This is a genomic window from Chelativorans intermedius, from assembly GCF_025398255.1.
GTDB lineage: Bacteria > Pseudomonadota > Alphaproteobacteria > Rhizobiales > Rhizobiaceae > Chelativorans > Chelativorans intermedius.
On sequence record NZ_JAODNW010000029.1, the window covers coordinates 18,269 to 35,054 of the forward strand.

16 protein-coding genes and 1 pseudogene are annotated in these 16,786 nt (G+C 61.5%); 11 read left to right on the forward strand and 6 right to left on the reverse strand.

Annotated features, from left to right (window positions below):
- Position 1: 1 nt before the first annotated feature.
- Genes NYR58_RS17810 through NYR58_RS17830 form a run of 5 tightly spaced genes read right to left on the reverse strand, consistent with a single transcriptional unit; the run spans position 2 to position 6,431 of the window.
- Positions 2-2,311: an ATP-binding protein gene (locus NYR58_RS17810; protein ID WP_261522507.1), complete on the reverse strand. Its 2,310-nt coding sequence runs from the start codon at positions 2,309-2,311 to the stop codon at positions 2-4.
- Positions 2,308-3,759 carry a metallophosphoesterase family protein gene (locus NYR58_RS17815; protein WP_261522508.1) on the reverse strand — a complete coding sequence of 484 codons (1,452 nt, stop codon included), beginning with the start codon at positions 3,757-3,759 and terminating at the stop codon, positions 2,308-2,310. The genes NYR58_RS17810 and NYR58_RS17815 overlap by 4 nt, the downstream gene beginning before the upstream one ends.
- A gap of 6 nt (positions 3,760-3,765) precedes the next feature.
- Positions 3,766-4,503, reverse strand: coding sequence for a PaeR7I family type II restriction endonuclease (locus NYR58_RS17820; RefSeq protein WP_261522509.1), 738 nt, complete (start codon positions 4,501-4,503; stop codon positions 3,766-3,768).
- A gap of 9 nt (positions 4,504-4,512) precedes the next feature.
- Positions 4,513-6,231 carry an Eco57I restriction-modification methylase domain-containing protein gene (locus NYR58_RS17825; RefSeq protein ID WP_261522510.1) on the reverse strand — a complete coding sequence of 573 codons (1,719 nt, stop codon included), beginning with the start codon at positions 6,229-6,231 and terminating at the stop codon, positions 4,513-4,515.
- Entirely contained in the window at positions 6,231-6,431 is a 201-nt protein-coding gene (locus tag NYR58_RS17830; RefSeq protein WP_261522511.1) for a ribbon-helix-helix domain-containing protein, read from the reverse strand. The genes NYR58_RS17825 and NYR58_RS17830 overlap by 1 nt, the downstream gene beginning before the upstream one ends.
- Before the next feature lie 342 nt (positions 6,432-6,773).
- Between NYR58_RS17830 and NYR58_RS17835 the strand changes: the two genes are divergently transcribed.
- The 7 genes from NYR58_RS17835 to NYR58_RS17865 all read left to right on the forward strand — a co-directional run bounded on the left by NYR58_RS17835 (position 6,774) and on the right by NYR58_RS17865 (position 14,589).
- Positions 6,774-7,970 carry a DUF932 domain-containing protein gene (locus NYR58_RS17835; RefSeq protein ID WP_261522512.1) on the forward strand — a complete coding sequence of 399 codons (1,197 nt, stop codon included), beginning with the start codon at positions 6,774-6,776 and terminating at the stop codon, positions 7,968-7,970.
- Positions 7,971-8,096: 126 nt separating this feature from the next.
- A complete protein-coding gene (locus NYR58_RS17840) occupies positions 8,097-10,154 on the forward strand; it encodes a ParB/RepB/Spo0J family partition protein (RefSeq protein ID WP_261522513.1) in 2,058 nt (685 codons plus the stop codon).
- A gap of 91 nt (positions 10,155-10,245) precedes the next feature.
- Positions 10,246-11,286, forward strand: a complete 1,041-nt coding sequence (locus NYR58_RS17845; RefSeq protein WP_261522514.1) for a DUF7146 domain-containing protein — start codon at positions 10,246-10,248, stop codon at positions 11,284-11,286.
- A gap of 316 nt (positions 11,287-11,602) precedes the next feature.
- On the forward strand, positions 11,603-12,520 hold the full coding sequence (locus NYR58_RS17850; RefSeq protein ID WP_261522515.1) for a DUF2493 domain-containing protein: 918 nt from the start codon (positions 11,603-11,605) through the stop codon (positions 12,518-12,520).
- Between the two features lie 139 nt (positions 12,521-12,659).
- The gene (locus NYR58_RS17855; RefSeq protein WP_261522516.1) at positions 12,660-13,121 is read left to right on the forward strand and encodes a hypothetical protein; all 462 of its coding nucleotides are present in this window, start codon (positions 12,660-12,662) and stop codon (positions 13,119-13,121) included.
- A 129-nt stretch (positions 13,122-13,250) separates the two neighbouring features.
- Positions 13,251-13,703 carry a GNAT family N-acetyltransferase gene (locus NYR58_RS17860; RefSeq protein WP_261522517.1) on the forward strand — a complete coding sequence of 151 codons (453 nt, stop codon included), beginning with the start codon at positions 13,251-13,253 and terminating at the stop codon, positions 13,701-13,703.
- A 553-nt stretch (positions 13,704-14,256) separates the two neighbouring features.
- Positions 14,257-14,589, forward strand: a complete 333-nt coding sequence (locus tag NYR58_RS17865; RefSeq protein WP_261522518.1) for a DUF736 domain-containing protein — start codon at positions 14,257-14,259, stop codon at positions 14,587-14,589.
- A 41-nt stretch (positions 14,590-14,630) separates the two neighbouring features.
- Here the strand turns inward: NYR58_RS17865 and NYR58_RS17870 are convergent, their stop codons facing one another.
- Positions 14,631-14,849 carry a helix-turn-helix domain-containing protein gene (locus NYR58_RS17870; protein ID WP_261522519.1) on the reverse strand — a complete coding sequence of 73 codons (219 nt, stop codon included), beginning with the start codon at positions 14,847-14,849 and terminating at the stop codon, positions 14,631-14,633.
- Positions 14,850-15,022: 173 nt separating this feature from the next.
- Between NYR58_RS17870 and NYR58_RS17875 the strand changes: the two genes are divergently transcribed.
- From NYR58_RS17875 to NYR58_RS17890, 4 genes and pseudogenes are all read left to right on the forward strand, one after another.
- The gene (locus tag NYR58_RS17875) at positions 15,023-15,298 is read left to right on the forward strand and encodes a DUF2285 domain-containing protein (RefSeq protein ID WP_261522520.1); all 276 of its coding nucleotides are present in this window, start codon (positions 15,023-15,025) and stop codon (positions 15,296-15,298) included.
- 129 nt (positions 15,299-15,427) lie between these two features.
- A pseudogene (locus tag NYR58_RS17880) lies at positions 15,428-15,532 on the forward strand (transcriptional regulator domain-containing protein); the annotation flags it as partial.
- A 19-nt stretch (positions 15,533-15,551) separates the two neighbouring features.
- Positions 15,552-16,142, forward strand: coding sequence for a DUF2285 domain-containing protein (locus NYR58_RS17885; protein WP_261522521.1), 591 nt, complete (start codon positions 15,552-15,554; stop codon positions 16,140-16,142).
- Between the two features lie 71 nt (positions 16,143-16,213).
- Positions 16,214-16,786: restriction endonuclease subunit S (locus NYR58_RS17890; RefSeq protein WP_261522522.1), on the forward strand; the 573-nt coding region annotated here is incomplete at its 3' end.

The window sequence follows — 16,786 nt, forward strand, 5'->3', positions numbered from 1 at the left end:
CTTACGGAATCGTGTCGAAGCGCACGTAGAACTCTTTATCACCGTCAGTAATCTGAAACGCCGGCTCGAGAGCGCCCGGCACAGGAATAAATATGCGGTTCTTCGTTACGATCGTGGTTGTAGGGAACATAGCGCCGCCGGTCTGGTCTGTCTCAAGAGGTGATTTCAACTCAATGTCGTAGTAAAGGCTGATGCTTCCGGTGGTATCGGCGAATATATATATGACGCGGTGGGCGCCCCATATCAGTTTGGTCGTGTGGGGCCAGCGCAGAAATTCTCCTTCCCGCTTGACCATGCGGTCGGAGATCGCAAGGAACATCTTGAAGTTATTCAGCTTCTGATGCTCGGCGGAAACCGTCAGCACCTTCATGTCGCTTTCAACATCCTCACGCATGATCGGCGGCGCGGCCTCAAGCTCGTTGGGCGGCGGCGCGGAATCGTTCGCCTGTATGATGTCAGGGAATTCATCTTCCACGCTACCCACCTGGGCGCGGCTCACATGCTGGCGCTGAACGGCTGCACGGCTCCGGGAGGTCCTGATAACGTCAGAGAATTCCGCCTTCCCGGCAAGGTAATCGGCGAGGAGCGATTCAATCGCCCCATAGTCGCTCTCTTCGATGCGGAACAGCTCCTTGTTTTCCTTGAGCCTCTTATAGAGAGCATCGCGACCTTGCTTTGTGGAGGACGGGACGTAGTCCCTGATGTGAGGGTAGATATGTTCGCGAACAAAGTCCTTCATAAACCCGTCAAACACGTCGCGCGCCGCCGTGTAACATTCGAGAACCATCGACACGGCCGGTATGCCCCGCGCAATCGATATCTGAAGCGCGCGGTCCGTCTTCTCGACGTGGAAAGAAACACCATGGCTTATGGTGGCGAACGCCGCATCCACATCCGGCATAAGGTAGTCGTCGAGCAGGATGCTGCGCAGCCGTACGAGGAACATGGCCTCTTCGATCGTCAGCTGTGTCGCTGATATTCTTTCAACGATCGTGCGCTCGGGCACCTGCTCAAGCTTAACAATCTGGCTCAGGTAGCGAAGCTGCAGCTTTCGCCGGGGATTGGCCTGGCTGACATGAAAGAGATTGGCCTGGTCGCTGGCAAACCGTTTAAGAATGGTAGCGTCCTGTCCGGTGTAATAGTGCTTGGGCTTGTCCGGTTCATAGGTCGCGACACTGCCAAGCGCGATCATGTCGTCGGCAGGACGCACCGATATCTTGACGCCCTTCGCGAGCGGCGTGAGCCCGTGGGACAGAATGTACTGCTGGAACTGCTGGTTGGCGTCCGCCACCGGCGTATCCGCAATGACTTGCGAGACTTCGGCTTCGACCATCGCCAGCAGGTTGGCAACGTGCTGGATGCTTTCCCGACTGAGCGCCTCGCGGCCTGCCGTGGGATGCAGTATATCGAGATTGACAAAGCCACCGAAACCGTAGTGCCCAGATACCGGCACCGGAGCAAGGCCGAACAGATTGCGGAAACCGTGTGTCGTGCCGCCGTCCTGGACAAAGAACGTCTCGCCCTTTATCGCCGTTCCGTTCAACTCGATATCAGTGAGCCGGGCCAGCACGCGGTTCTGCCCGTTGACTGATACTTGAAGCGTTCCGGCATATTCGCCACGCGATACTACGCAGGATGAAATCTGCTCAAAGCCTTTGGCTTTTCCCGCGAGCGTATCTTCAAAGCCCTCCTGGCTGATCAGGCGCCCGTTGACTATGACCGGCACGGGCAGGAACCGGACATACTGGCTCAGATATTCGCAGGCGGCGGATTCATCGATGGGATTGGCAGGATCGAGATCAGCCATAACGATTGTGCCGGGCTCGCGGTCTTCGGCGATGCGTTCAAGATCGATGCAATCCTGTGCGATCTTCAAATCGTCGCGTTTTGCGGAGCTAACAAGAGTAAGCTCGGATTCGATATGCCGCGTCTCAACGCGCAGAGCGGTGCACACGCCGAAATTCGCCATGGCGCCGATACCGAATGTGCCAATGACGCCCGACCGTTGCGCAAGCTCGGATTTCTTGCCGCTCGACCCTGCCTTCCAGAAGTTGTTCTTCAAGACATCTTCGGTCATGCCGATGCCGTCATCGCGCACGGTCAGGCGGTCAGGCTTAACAGTGATCTCGATCCTGCGCTCTTCCACAGGCAAGTCCTGCGCCGTGCAACGCATCAGGATCGCATCGTATGCATTCTGGACATTTTCCCGTAGGAACGCTTTGGGCGAGTCGTAAATTTCCGATGACAGAATTTGGAGGATTCTGCTCGTCTCGACGTCGAAGGCGATTTTCTCTTTGCCCGGCTCAGTCATTTTTTCAACCTCGCCGCGTACTTGGTCCGTATCTCAACGATTGACGGATCCGTTGATCCAGCAATCAAGGGAAGTTCGATGATCTCTGCGATGCGGCGCTTGTTACCTTGCGTCCAGAGCGCATCCAGCAATGCGATCGCTTCGGCCGTGCTTTCCGGTGGATCGAAAGCCGCCATAACCCCGGCCGCGTCATCAAGCTTGACCAGGCAGTCGAGCAGCAGGCGTCGCGCGAGGCCATCCGTTGGCGCAAGAGGCGAGAGAATATCTGCTGCGGCGCGGTATTCGCTTTGATCATACAAGCCCTGTACTTTGGTCAGCAGAAGCGTGTTGCGGTCCGCCCTGACAAACGGCTCCGGCGGCGGGTCGAATGTAAAGTCGAGATAGCCGGTCTGGTTGGGTGGCAGGGAACGCGCGCCCCAAATCGGCATGCGCAGATTGTCATTGTGCATTTCCCGGACGTGCAACCGCCCTTTCCTGTTCGGGATATCGAGTTCCACGACGTTATAGGCGCGGCCGTGGCGGAAGGCGGCACCGCCGCATAGCGTACCGGCGCTGATAACGGTGATGCGGCGGTCTGGGCCGTGGCGAAAACGCGTATCAAGGAACTGAGGCTTGTGCTGGTGCCCGTGAAATCCGAGGCTAAACCCCCCATCAATGAGATTCTGGACAATATCGGGGTCCATGTAGTCAACCTCCGCCGGCGGCCCTTCGGTGTTGTGATGCCAGACGGCGATGCGCAGGTATTCCTGTGCACCTGACAATTGACGCAGCCACCTTCCCGCACGAGCAATGCAATCCGGGTGAATAGCGCCCTGCCGGTTCAACAGGTCGTTGTTGTAGCAACTGCAAAATCCGACGACGACGATCTCCAGGTCCGGAAGTTCGAAGACATCAAGCTGGCTATTCGGTTCAAGAGAATAAGAACGCTGGCCGTCGTAAAAGCGGTCGTAGAAATCGACGAACGCCGCAAAGCGCTGGCGGTACATGTCCCGGTCCGTGATCTCAAATAGCGAGAATTCATCCCAGGACCAGCGCAGCGGGGAATCCGGTTTGAAGAGTTCAGCAACAAGCGCCTTGTCGATGCCGGCAGTCATCTCGATGGGGGTAAGAGACTGGCGGAAATGATGATCGCTTACATCGTGATTGCCGGGGATGAGAATGACGCGCCGCTTGTCGCCGCCAACAAAGCGGTCGGTCAGCTCGTTGAGGAAGACCAGCGCTTCATCGTATTGCTTGCGCAGTGCGCTTTCGGCGTCGGCCGTGCCGTGCCTGACGCCCTGAACGATATCGCCGCTGACGATAATGAGGTTGGGCGGTGCAATGCGCGTTTCATCATGTGAAGTGTACCTGTCCCGGTCGCGTTCGAGGGAATCGAGCAACACCTGGTTGCCGATCGGATTCGCCGGATCGCGGTGCAGGTCGGATATGTGAAGCACACTGAGCGTCATGGCAGCCTAACTCCGCGCCGCCTCCGCCGCGACATGGCCGGCGAGTTCGGTGACGAATGTGCGCAGGCCCGTCATGTCGCTCATTTCGGAATAGCTGCCGTCTGCTGATGCCGAGCGCGGCGATGTCAGGATCGATGCCGTGGTGTAGAGTTGCTCCTGCACCAGCTTGCGGCAGAGGATGTTGTAGCGTTCGGCATAGGACGCGCCCTGAAACTCCTTGAACACCGGGAAGTGCGGCGAGGAATCGCGGACAGGCGCGCGCGATGCCGGCGCATCCTCAAGCAGCATCAGCCAGCCGACAAAAGGGCGCGTTTGTTCGCCAAAGGCGCCTTCCCTGTAGGCCGTCCACAAATCATGGGCGGTACCGATCGCCTCTTCGGAGCGGTTGTTGAAATTGTTGCCGAAGGACGGACCGACCTGGCTCTTGAACTCAAGCGCGGCGATCAGCCGGCCTTCATTGATCACCAGCAAATCCCACAACTTTGTCGGCCGGAAGTATCCCGGTAATGTCAGCACGCGACGCTTCTGGTGGATGTCGGCATGGTCGAGGCCATTAGCCCGCACGATGTCAATGACCAGGGCGATGAACCCGTCCATATTCTTCCCGGCAGTGACGCCGGCGCGCTCGCCCTGATCGGCCTTGCCCGATTCAATCTGCTTCTGGCGGGCCTTTTCGCGGTTGCCCCAAAACGCCTGAACTGCCTCGCGCGCCTTCCGTTCGTAATCGGCAAGATCGATCGCCATGCACCCCTCTCAATCGCCGTTGCCGCCGATCGCGGCCCGTTCTTGTTTTGACAGACCATAGAGCTTGGCAACTGCCCTGTTGCAGGCCTCTACGTCGCGACGCCCCGCCGCATCGATCAGTTCGTCCTTGAGCGCGGTCGAAACGTCCTGCCAGCGCGGCAGGCGGATACGCCGCAGATACTGCGCCTGAAACCGCAGATAGCCGCCCCGCATGCGGGTCGCATAGATCGACACGAAGAGCCTGGCGATGCCCGAGCGTAAGACTGCCTGCAGCGCTCTCAGATCCCATTCGTCCGAGACGATGAAATACAGATTGTGGTGCGGGTACAGGCGTCCCTCCTCGTAGACGATGTGCGCGTCGCCCTTGATGTCGGGGATGAGCAATTTCGGCCGATCTGCAAGCGCCGGGTAGATCCGGTCGATCGTCCTGTACCAGTTGGCTGGCGCCTTCTTCGCGACGTGCCTTTTGGCGATCTGGTCGCGCCGCTGTTCGAGATATTTTTTCAAGCGGGGATAATCGTCCAGATCGACAAGACCGCCCTCATCGGCGAACGGATTGACGATGCCTAGGCCGCGCCATTTGACTTCGCCGCTGTCGATATCGCGAGTCATTGCGAGCGGCAGCTTGCGATCATCCTCAACGTCCAGTTCATCGAAGGGGCCGATAAACGCCTTATCGGCGCCGGTGGCCACGCCGATACCGACCTTGCATCCCGCATCCTCGATGGCCGGATAGTCCCGCTCCAACCGGCGGATCAACATGAGTTGGTCCGGAGCTTCAAGAATCCACGGCTGCGCGCCGGCGGCCACATCGGCCATTTCCTTGACGGGGCCGTCAGGCGGTACTGGATCGGCGGACAGCAGGCGCCGCGCCAATTCATCCAGTACCGACTTGTCGATTGCCGGACGGTGTGCGATCCGCGTCTTGCCGGGCTTTTCCTTGGTGATGATGGTGATCGCGGGATAGGCGATGACCTCGGCATGAAAAGCCGGCGTATCGGTCATATCGACATAGGCTTTCAGATGGTAACCGTCGGCGACCATCTGGCGCAGCGGACCACCATAGCGGTTCTTCATCCACCGGTCGGCGCAAATAAAACCGAGAGTCCCCCCCTCGCCCAACAGACTTAGCGACCGTTCGATAAACGGGATGTAGATGTCGGCCCGGTCGAATACCGTGCGGTACCGTAGTCGGTATTCGGCAATCAGAGCGTCGGGAATGAGTTCCTGCCGCACATAGGGTGGATTGCCGACGACAAAATCGAACGTCCCGGGCAGGTCGGCCAGCAGAAAATCGCCCTGCATCAACCAGGCGTTGGTAAGCTGCCCGGCAGCGTCCGCGGCAAGACCAGCATTCTTCAGCAGTGCGATTACCTTGCCGCGCGTGCCTTCAAATGATGAGGCATGTAGCTCAACCCCGCGAATGCAGGGAGCAAGCGCTTCCACGGGATCACCGGACGCACCGGCACTGCGCCAGCTTTCAAGCAGGCGCTCGACCGCGATCTCCAGAAAATCACCGTCGCCGAATGACGGCTCGAGCAAGCGGTACTGGTGGAGCGGGCGTCCAACTTCATAGCCAACAAGATCGAGGATGAACTCGACCACTTCACGCTTCGTGTATATGGCGCCGCGATGTTCGATGCCTGCGGCGGCAAGTTCCGCCACGGCCTCGGTAACAGGGCACATTCCCGGCAGAGATGCCTGGCGCGCGGAAGACAGCACGGCCATCAAGCGACCTCCCGGCCGGGGCGAACTTCGATCCTGCGATCCTCGCCGTGTCGCTCAAGAAACTCGCGCATTGAGCGCCGAATCAGCCACGATGCGCTGACATCGCTGCGCCGGGCAAGCTGATCCAGGGTCTCATAGTCGTCCGGATCGACAGTGATCGTCACGCGCTTCATGGGTTTGGCTTTCTTGCGGTTGGGCATAGCCGACTCATACAGGTGATGCATAGTGTCATATCACCATACACCAGATATGCCGCTTTCAAACAGGCTTTCTCTACATACGGCATAATGCTGTGGAGACGTGCCGAGCTTCCGTCTGGAGATGGCGTCTCCCTCCGGGCCGGGCTGTCGGCGGAGCGGAAGCCCTAACAGGTCTTCCCCCTCCCGGGCTTCCATCCCTGACACGGGGGTCTCGGAATTCCCACAACGCCAGGATTCTCCGCTTACCTGGCTACGAGAGAGTAAGAGTTCGGCGGCTTTCGCCGTGACGGGTTTGGAGGTCGAGAGAGAGGCTCCCGGCCGGCCCGTCGCGGAGATTGACCCATGACCAACCTTGAAACCCTGGACGGCCGGCGCGACGCGAGCGGCGGTTATAAAGTGGATGCATCGCGCGGCGAGCGGATCGGCCGCGTCTCCTCGGAATGGTTTTCCCGGCCGGATGACGAGCGGTATCTGTCCCTGTCAGAACTCTATACCTCGGTGAAAAGCCGCGCCGAGCGGAGCCGTACACGGACGGTCGGGAGCGCCGCGATCCGCGTCGAAGCCCATCGCGACGATCCGGAAAACCTGGCGCTCGTCCTGCCCGACGCCGAGGCGCCGGTCGCCCCGACCCATTGGAGCTTCGGCCAGCTCGCCAGCCTGGTCAGCGCACCGGCAGCCTATCTGCGCCAGCTTCCGGCGCCGCTTGCTGGCATCAATCTGCAATACGGGCTCACCTCGCACCGCGCCGAGCAGATCAAGACGCTGGAGACCGAAGACGGGCGCACGGAGCTACGCGCCGTCACCGGCCCGGATTATGGCCGCATCTATGACCATGAACTCGTCGCCGCCGTGCAGAAGATCGCAGGCAATGGCACCGGCGATACGCGCTGGAAAGTGCCCGGCGCGCTCGACTGGTCGAGCGGCGTCTATAACCCGATGGTCGACATCACCAAGGACACGACAACGCTCTACGCCTCGGACCGCGACGTCTTTCTCTTCCTGGTCGACGATATGAACCCGATCGAAGCGGGCAAGCTGCCGGATGGATCGCCCGATCTCTATTTCCGGGGCTTTTATTGCTGGAATTCCGAAGTCGGCGCGAAGACGCTTGGGCTAGCCAGCTTCTATCTGCGGGCCGTCTGCCAGAATCGCAATCTCTGGGGCGTTGAGGATTTTCAGGAAATCAGCATCCGCCATTCCAAATACGCCGCCAATCGCTTCGCGCGCGAGGCGGCGCCGGCGCTGACCCGCTTCGCCGACTCCTCGCCGCGGCCTTTCATTGAAGGCATCCGGGCTGCGCGCGAGCGCATCGTCGCCCGCAGCGACGACGATCGCACCGACTTCCTCCGCAAACGCGGTTTCTCCAAGGCGGAGACGATGAGGATCGTCGATACAGTTCTCGCCGAGGAAGGCCGCCCGCCCGAGAGCGTCTTCGATTTCGTGCAGGGCATCACCGCCGTGGCCCGGTCGAAGCCGCAACAGGATGCCCGGCTCGTTATGGAGGGCAAGGCCAAGAAGCTCCTGGAGCGCGCGGCGTAGTCTGAAATCGGTGCTCTGCTTGTCCGGTCCGTCGCTTCCTCGAGAGGAAGAGGCGGGCCGGGTTTTTCGTGACGGGTTTGGAGGCTGAGAGAGAGGCTTTCGGCCAGCCCGTCATGGAGAACTGACATGACCAAGTCTCAGAAAATCACTCTCAGCGCCTCGCGCGACATCCCCTTCAACAAGCTGGTGCTAAGCCAGTCCAATGTCCGGCGCGTCAAGGCCGGCGTCTCGATCGAGGAGCTGGCCGAGGATATCGCCCGGCGCACACTTTTATCCTCGATCACGGTTCGGCCGGTGCTGGACGAGAACGGCGCGGAAACCGGCATGTTCGAGATCCCCGCCGGCGGACGCCGCTACCGGGCGCTCGAATTGCTGGTCAAGCAGAAGCGCCTGAACCGCACCGCGCCCGTGCCCTGCATCGTGCGCACCGACGGCCTCGCCGAAGAGGACAGTCTCGCCGAGAATGTTCAGCGGGCGCCGCTCCATCCGCTCGACCAGTTCCGCGCCTTCCAGGCGATGCGGGAGAAAGGCACGAGCGAGGAAGAGATCGCGGCGGCCTTCTTCGTCTCGGCGAATGTCGTCAAGCAGCGGCTGAAGCTCGCCGCCGTCGCGCCGTCGCTCCTCGACGCCTATGCGGAGGAGGAAATGACGCTCGACCAGCTCATGGCCTTCACGGTCAATCCCGATCATGAGCGCCAGGAACAGGTCTGGGAATCGATCAAGCGGACCTACGTAAAGCAGCCTTACGAAATCCGCCGTATGCTGACCGAAGGCGCCGTGCGCGCTTCCGACCGCCGGGCGCAGTTCGTCGGGCTCGACGCCTATGAAGCCGCCGGCGGCGTCATCCTGCGCGATCTCTTCCAGTCCGATGATGGCGGTTGGCTGCAGGACGCAGGGCTGCTTGTGAAGCTCGTCGATGAGAAGCTCGAACGGGAGGCCGAAGCGATCCGCGCCGAAGGCTGGAAATGGATCGAGATCGGCGCCGACTTCCCTTACGGCCACACCTACGGTCTGCGCCGGATTATCGGCGAGCCCGAGCCGATGAGCGACGAGGAGACGGCCAGCTTAGAAGCGCTCAAGGCTGAATACGATCAACTCGAAGACGAGTACGCCAGCGCCGATGAGTTCCCGGAAGAGATCGACATCCGGCTCGGCGAGATCGAAACGGCGATGGAGACCTTGCAGGAGCGGCCCGTCCGCTTCGAGCCGGACGAAGTCGCCATGGCCGGCGTCTTCGTCAGCATCGGCGATGACGGTCGCTTGCGCGTCGAGCGCGGCTATGTCCGTCCCGAGGACGAACCCCCGGTCGAGACCGATGGTCAGGATGGTGCCGATTTGACCGACGCTCCCGCTGATGAGCAGGTCGATGACGCCAAGATCGTGGCTTTCAGCGATGAGACCGAAGAAGAAGACGATAGCCTGAAGCCGCTCTCCAACCGCCTCGTCATGGAACTGACGGCGCATCGCACGCTTGCCCTGCGCGACGCGCTGGCCAGCAATCCGCAGACAGCATTCCTTGCTGCCCTTCACGCAATGACGCTGCGGCTCTTCTACCACAATCCGCTGGATAGCTGCGTCGAGATCACGCCGCACAGCTCAAGTCTGGGTGCTCAGGCGTCGGGTCTCGCCGGCACGGCCTATGCGCTCAACATCGCCGCTCGCACCGATAGGTGGCTCGCTGCGCTTCCCAAAGCGCCTGAGGATCTGTGGGATGCGCTGGTCGGTTTCGACAGCGACAGCCGTCAGGCGCTGTTCGCGCATTGCGTCGCCATGACCGTCAACGCCGTCCATGAACCCTACAACCGCCGGCCGCGGGCGCTCGTCCATGCGGACGTGCTGGCGGCGGCGCTCGGGCTCGACATGGCGGCGGCCGGCTGGACGCCGACGGGCGAGAGCTATCTCGCGCGCGTCACCAAGGCCCGCATTCTGGAGGCCGTGCGCGAAACCAAGGGCGATGAAACCGCCGACCGCATCGCGGGTCTCAAGAAGCCGGATATGGTCGCGGCGGCCGAAGAGCTCCTCAGCGGGAGCGGTTGGCTGCCCGAAGTGCTGCGCATGCCGGGCCTTCCCGAGGGCGAAGTGCAATCGGCGGCGGGCGGCGGCGAAACGGCCATGGGCGATTCCGCCGTGATCGCCGATGATGAACCTGTCACCGGCAACGCCTTCGCCACTGCGGCCGAGTGACCGGGAGCCATTCCCCCGTGGCTCCCGCAGCCGCCCTTGAGCCCGCCCATCGTGGCGGGCTCCTTTTTTGTTCATCACCATGGAGGGGTGCATGACTGATGCAGCATCCGATATTGCGCGACGGCTCGCGCGCGAGGCGGAGGCCGTTTGCCGCCATTATCTCTCCAACGGACGCAGACAAGGCCGCTACTGGATCGTCGGCGACGCCCGAAACACGCCTGGGCGCAGTCTCTATGTACGGCTGACCGGACCAACTCATGGTCCGGGCGCCGCCGGTAAATGGGCCGACGCAGCCACGGGCGAGCATGGCGACCTCCTCGACCTCATAGCCGCCACGCAGCATCTCCACACCTTCTGTGAGACGCTTGACGAGGCGCGGCGCTTCCTGAGTCTGCCACGTCCCGAACCGCAACGACGTGAGCGCCAATCCGTACCCGCCGGATCGCCGGAGGCGGCGCGTCGTCTCTTCGCCATGGGAAGGCCGGTCGGTGGAACGCTCGCCGAGCGCTATCTCCATCGGCGCGGTCTTGCTCGACTTGGCGATGCGCCAGCGCTTCGGTTTCATCCGCATTGCTACTATTGGCGCGAAGATCAGCCGAAAGAGGCGCCGCCAGAGACTTGGCCTGCATTGCTTGCAAAGGTCACGGACGGACACGGCAACCTCACTGGCGTCCATCGGACCTGGCTCGATCCGGCGACAGCACGCAAGGCGCCGCTCGACCCGCCCCGCAAGGCGATGGGAAATCTGCTCGGCCATGGCGTGCGGATCGGGGCCGCGACCGACATTCTTGCTGCCGGCGAAGGGCTGGAAAGCACGCTGTCACTGCGCATGGCGTTACCCGACCTGTCGGTCATCGCCGCGTTATCGGCCAACCATCTCGCCGCGCTGATCCTGCCGGCAGGGCTTCGGCGTCTCTATATCGCGGCCGACGCCGACGAAGCAGGCGCCATGGCGGCTGACAAACTGACGGAACGCGCAGATGCCGTCGACATCGAGACGATCCGGCTTTCTCCCCTTGGCGATGATTTCAACGAAGATCTCCGCAAGCTCGGACGAGAAGACCTACGGGCGCATCTGGGCCCGCAATTGGCTACGGCTGATCTATCGCGGCTGCTTTCCTGCGATCCCTGAGCAGTTGAGCAGGCCTGTCGCCGTTCTTGCCTGCATCGTCGTCTCCTTGTCCGAAAGCCACGCCTTCGGCCTTCCGAGAGGAGCGAGACGGAGCGGAGCCCGGTCGGGCCGGCAACGGCTGCGGCGGCGCTCTTTTCCGCCGCCGGGCGAACGGCGCCCGGCTTTGCAGCGCGAAACAAAAGAGCGCCGCCTCCGCCGTCCTCCGCCTTTGGCTCCGGCCGCCGGGATCGGCGGTGCAGTCCCGGCCGGCCTCCGCTTTTCCGTCGCTCGGGAAGGCCGCGAGAGGCGCGGCCCATGCCGAACAGGAGACGATCCCATGACAGCCGAGACCACCGAACCAATGGCCAGTTCCGCGACCGCCGTCGCGCTCGAAGAATTGCAGCTCTACGGCTACCGGCCTTTCGCCGACGAGCCCGATCCGAGGCCCTTACCCGAAGCCGATGCCCTCCTGGCTGCGATGGCCGACATCTTCGACGCACTCGCCGCAGCGCTGGGCGACACGCGTCTCGAACCGGATCTTGAAGACCTACTCTGGTCCGTGACGAATCTGTTCCATCGCACAGCCTCCCGCGTCGACCGCGAACTCGACGACAACGAACAGGCCCAGAAACGCTCGCAGCGCGAACAGGACGGCTCGGAAGTGCGCTCTGTCGAGCTCGAAGCCCTGACGGCGCAGGGCGTCACGCTGATCGAGCGGCGCAATGCCTACGAACTCATGCGCGACATCGCCGCCGACCACTTCGAGACCCATATCGGCCAGCCCTGGCGTCCGCACTCGGGATCACGGATCAGTCGCCGCACGCTGACGGCCGCCATGATCGACAGCCGCGACTATCTGACGGCGAAGCGGCGTGCCGAGATCGAACCTCTCCTGCCAACTGGCCCACGCGTGGCTTTCTCCGGCGGGCTCGACGTCACCGACCATCACGCCATCTGGGCGGCGCTCGACCGGGTGAAGAACAAGCACGCCGACATGGTGCTCCTGCATGGCGGATCGCCCAAAGGCGCCGAAAAGATCGCCGCTTGCTGGGCCGACGCCCGAAAATGCCAGCAGATCGTCTTCAAGCCGGATTGGAAACGCCACGGGAAGGCCGCGCCGTTCAAGCGCAACGACGCACTCCTGGAGGCGATGCCCATCGGGCTCATCCTCTTTCCGGGGTCCGGCATCACCGACAACCTCGCCGATAAAGCCAAAAAGCTCGGCGTGCCGCTTTACGACTTCCGGGCCCGGTAAGATTCAAAGCGGACGATGTGATGCGAGGTGTGCATCACCTGATGCGCGCCGGAAAGTTCCGGCGCGCGATATGCTGCGCTATACTTGCAAAGGCGCCATGGCGGTTGGTGGAGGCGTTCCATCCATGAGGAGACCGCCCATGTTTGTGTCCGCACTGCTTAGCGTCATCGGCCTCGGTTTTCTGTGCTGGCTCTTGTTCAGTCTGGCCGTTTATGCGCTTCCGTTTTTCGTCGCAATAACGGCTGGCTACTACGCCTTTGAAAGCGGCGCAGGACCTATCGGAGCGGTCGCCGTCGCGCTGCTCGGCGGTGCTATAGCCCTTGTTCTCGGACAAGTGGCCTTCGCTACAATCCGCTCACCGATCATCCGCCTTGCGCTCGGGGCACTTTACGCCTTGCCGGCAGGTCTTGCCGGTTTTCATGCAGTGAAGGGACTCTCACAAGCTGGCGGCGCAGGTGAGTCTTGGACGCTCGTCTTCGCCGGCGTCAGCGCGATTATTGTCGGCGTCACAGCATGGGCGCGTATCGCTTCACTCGCCGGGACAGAAGTGCGTCAAGTCGTCCGAAATCACCGTTCAAGTCGCTGTAGGCGTAGCCTTTGACCGGGGCATTTCGGCTCCTATCTTTGCCATATGAGCGGCAATTTGGACATAAGACCTGTCACACCTGCACTTTGGAGCGATCTGGAGAGATTCCTTCAGAGTGGGAGCTGGAGTCGCCAATGCTGGTGCATGGTCTGGCGCGCCCGCGGTGACGAGGCCAAGAACACCAACCCCGATTTCCGCAAATCGCGTATGGAGCACCGCGTAAAATCGGGCGAGACCGTCGGCTTGCTGGCCTATCAGGAAGGCGAACCGATCGGCTGGTGTTCCGTCGCGCCGCGCACGACTTACAGAGATCTCGGAGGGCCGCACGACTATGAGGATGATCCGAATGCGGTCTGGTCCCTGACCTGCTTCAGCGTCGCCAAGGAGCATCGCAAGAAAGGGCTTTCCAGCGCTCTGCTGGAAGCTGCCATCGGTTACGCCCGTGACAACGGCGCCAAAGTCATCGAAGCCTACCCAGTCGCCCCGAATTCTCCGAGCTATCAATATATGGGACTCGTTCCGCAATTCGAACGCCGCGGATTTACGTACATACAGGACGCGGGAAGCCGCAGACGGGTTCATCGCTTGGAACTTTGAAAGCGCCGGCCGCTTCGTCCCTTTTGGCCGTCGCTCAAAGGTGCCTGGATCAAATGTCGCTTTTCGGCTTGATGCGCTTTCGTACCAAATTCACGGCGCCCTCCACCTTCTCTTTCGCCGCGGTCGGTGATCTCGAATTGGCCCTCTTCCACGGGTGGCTTGGGCCGTGATCGTTCCGTTTCTCCGGTTCGGGACTATTCTCCTATGCACAGGACGCGAATGCGGCTCGTTATCCGTCACAAGCGCCGGCTCGTTTTGATCGCCGCTGGCCGCGGTCAACCTTCTCCTGGGCTGCATCACCCACGCCCGTCACGGCCTCTCATGGCCTGATCTGGCCGGGACCGGCTGACGCCTCCTCCGCCTTGGCCGCAACGGCGGGGCCGGACTTTCATCCCCTGGGCTGCGCCCATTCCTCGCGCGTCAAGAAACTCCGGCCCCGCCGTCCTCCGCATCCGCTCCGGGTCCAGGGACTGCGTCGGCGGTCGTCCCGGCCGTGCCTATCGCCATCGAGGCCGCGACGGGCGCGGGCTCGAAAGCCAAAAGGAGAACTGACATGGCCACCATCGGAACCTTCAAGAAGACCGGCAACGAGTATGTCGGAGAGATCGTCACCCTCAGCGTCCAGGCGAAGAACGTCCGCATCGTCCCCGAGGAAGGCTCTACCAACGGCAACGCCCCGAGCCACCGCGTCTTCGTCGGCCGCGCCGAGATCGGCGCAGCCTGGTCCAAGCGTTCGAACGAGGGCCGCGACTATCTGAGCCTCAAGCTCGACGATCCAAGCTTCACCGCGCCGATCTACGCCAACCTCTTCGACGACACCATCGTCGAGGGAGAAGAGAGCTTCAGCCTCATCTGGTCGCGCTCCCGCCGCCAGAACGGCGACTGACGCCTCCGGCGGCCCGTCCGACAGGTTTCGGCGGGCCGCCCTTATTCCTGATCCCGATCATCGAGAAGCGCGGCAGGCTTCACATTGAGCGCAAGAGCCGCATGCCAAAGGGTGATAATCGTGACATTCTGCTGGCCGCGCTCCATCGAACTCACATGGGCGCGGTCCACGCCCATCTTCGCCGCCAGCGCGTCCTGGCTGATGCCGATTTTCAGCCGGTAGTGCTTGAGATTCTTTCCAAAAACGTCACGAATATCCATCCGCAAGTAAAATGCGGATCGCGTATTTTGATGCGACGTATTATAATACGCGGCGCGTGAGCCGACTGGTCATGCGGCGGTTATCGGCCAGACCATCTTTCAACCGGTCGGCGCTTGCATGCGCCATGGTTTCCGGTTCACTAGTGATTTGCGTCAAACTTGCAAGGACGCCGATGCCCGCGACCCAGTCTCATATCGCCGATGCTCCGCCGGACGAAGCGGCTGTGACCGTCTATGATCGCGATCACCTCAAGCTTTATATGCGGCTCCTCGACGCAAACGACGCCGGAGCATCGCTGGAAGAGGTGTCGTCGGTTTTGCTAGGCATCGACGCGAAGGTTGAGCCGGAACGCGCTCGCCGGGTTCATGACAGCCATCTTTCACGTGCGCGCTGGATGACCGAGCAGGGTTATCGCGACATTCTCAGAAACGGCCTTCCAACAGACTGAACGCCAAACGATGCGCTACGCGCATCGCTTGATGCTCGCGCCTGTACTATGCAGCCGCCATTTTACGGCGAAACATCCCAAATGACTGACACCGCGCGACATATTGCGTGCGATTGGGAGAAGTTCGCAATGCCGGCTGACTGGCGCGACGACTGCCAATATGACCACTTCGATGATCTCGGCATCTCGGGGCTCGCCTGGGAATGCCTTCGGCGGAACCCGCAGTATCGCAAAGAATATGATCTGATGCGGGTTGGCGGCGGCGCTCCAGCCGACTGGGGGTTGCGATTTCCCCGCAGACCCGCACCTCAACGCGCTCAACACACCACTCTTCTGGCTCCCGGCCGCCGCGCCTGCGGTTGTGCATCTTGTTGCAGCCCTGCCGGATATCGGCCTGGCTGCTGACTTCCCCTCCGACAGAATCGCAGATCGCAAGACCGACGATGACGGACTGTCATGGGCGCAGTTGAAAGACGGCGCCAATCTTGTCGGTGACAAGTTCGACGACCGGCCCTTGGGCGTCCTGCTCCCATTCGATGCGGACTGGTCCGTGAGACTTGCCGCCGCCAACCGTCTGTATCACCAGTTCATCGGCCGTGATGCCGATCCGCCAATCACACCGCATCGGCGCGCGCGTCTGAAGCGTGCGCTGCAAACAATCGATGCACGGGGGAGTGGCGCAACCTACCGCGCCATTGCCACACATTTTTTCGGCGCTCACCGCGTGGCGGAAGAGCCGTGGAAGACGAGCTCTCTCAAGGCGCAAGTCGCGCGTCTCGTCGCCCATGGCCGCATGATGATTCGGCACGGTTACCGGCAGCTTCTCAAGGGAGCGTCATACTAGATATCAACGTATGAGATATTCTCTTACGAATTTTGTTGATCTTCGAGGCGCTGTGACGCATAAACGCACTCATGCAGCGGTTGACCGAAATTGCTGAAGTTCTCAGCGGAGTCCTTCCGCCGAAGGGCCCCGGTCGACACGCCGCTTATGTCCAGATCAAAGACCTGCGCTATCCCGACGGCAAACTTCTTCGCGGGCCGGCGTCGGAAGCCAAGCGGGCCACCAAAATTGCCGCAGACGACCTTCTTGTTCCATCGCGCGGAGATGAGCTTTCCGCGTTTCGTCCAGCACCGAACATGATCGGCGCCTTTGTTGGACTTGATGTCTACTTGGTCCGGCCTGCAACCGGGCGCGTCGACCCTGACTTCCTTTTCATGGTGCTAAACGACATTGCCGCTGTCCGGCAGCTGAAAGCCTCGGCGACGGCAGGCGCTTTGCCTCGCATTCCCAAGCAGGCGCTGGAAGACGTCCTCCTGCCCCTGCCGCCTATGGAAGAACAACGCCGAATCGCGCGGCTCGGCATCCTCGCAGCCGACTGCGAGAGGCTTCAGCGCCAGCGCATGGCTGCTGACCTGCCCCCCGCTGGTCCCTCATTCATAACGAGAGTCTGCAGGTTGGATTTGGGTATTCCGGTTCCCCGTCTG

Bases quoted from the DNA above. Each gene is read 5' to 3' on its own strand.
- NYR58_RS17810 (WP_261522507.1), bottom strand. From the start codon at position 2,311: ATGACTGAGCCGGGCAAAGAGAAAATCGCCTTCGACGTCGAGACGAGC.
- NYR58_RS17815 (WP_261522508.1), bottom strand. From the start codon at position 3,759: ATGACGCTCAGTGTGCTTCACATATCCGACCTGCACCGCGATCCGGCG.
- NYR58_RS17820 (WP_261522509.1), bottom strand. From the start codon at position 4,503: ATGGCGATCGATCTTGCCGATTACGAACGGAAGGCGCGCGAGGCAGTT.
- NYR58_RS17825 (WP_261522510.1), bottom strand. From the start codon at position 6,231: ATGGCCGTGCTGTCTTCCGCGCGCCAGGCATCTCTGCCGGGAATGTGC.
- NYR58_RS17830 (WP_261522511.1), bottom strand. From the start codon at position 6,431: ATGCCCAACCGCAAGAAAGCCAAACCCATGAAGCGCGTGACGATCACT.
- NYR58_RS17835 (WP_261522512.1), top strand. From the start codon at position 6,774: ATGACCAACCTTGAAACCCTGGACGGCCGGCGCGACGCGAGCGGCGGT.
- NYR58_RS17840 (WP_261522513.1), top strand. From the start codon at position 8,097: ATGACCAAGTCTCAGAAAATCACTCTCAGCGCCTCGCGCGACATCCCC.
- NYR58_RS17845 (WP_261522514.1), top strand. From the start codon at position 10,246: ATGACTGATGCAGCATCCGATATTGCGCGACGGCTCGCGCGCGAGGCG.
- NYR58_RS17850 (WP_261522515.1), top strand. From the start codon at position 11,603: ATGACAGCCGAGACCACCGAACCAATGGCCAGTTCCGCGACCGCCGTC.
- NYR58_RS17855 (WP_261522516.1), top strand. From the start codon at position 12,660: ATGTTTGTGTCCGCACTGCTTAGCGTCATCGGCCTCGGTTTTCTGTGC.
- NYR58_RS17860 (WP_261522517.1), top strand. From the start codon at position 13,251: ATGGTCTGGCGCGCCCGCGGTGACGAGGCCAAGAACACCAACCCCGAT.
- NYR58_RS17865 (WP_261522518.1), top strand. From the start codon at position 14,257: ATGGCCACCATCGGAACCTTCAAGAAGACCGGCAACGAGTATGTCGGA.
- NYR58_RS17870 (WP_261522519.1), bottom strand. From the start codon at position 14,849: ATGGATATTCGTGACGTTTTTGGAAAGAATCTCAAGCACTACCGGCTG.
- NYR58_RS17875 (WP_261522520.1), top strand. From the start codon at position 15,023: ATGCCCGCGACCCAGTCTCATATCGCCGATGCTCCGCCGGACGAAGCG.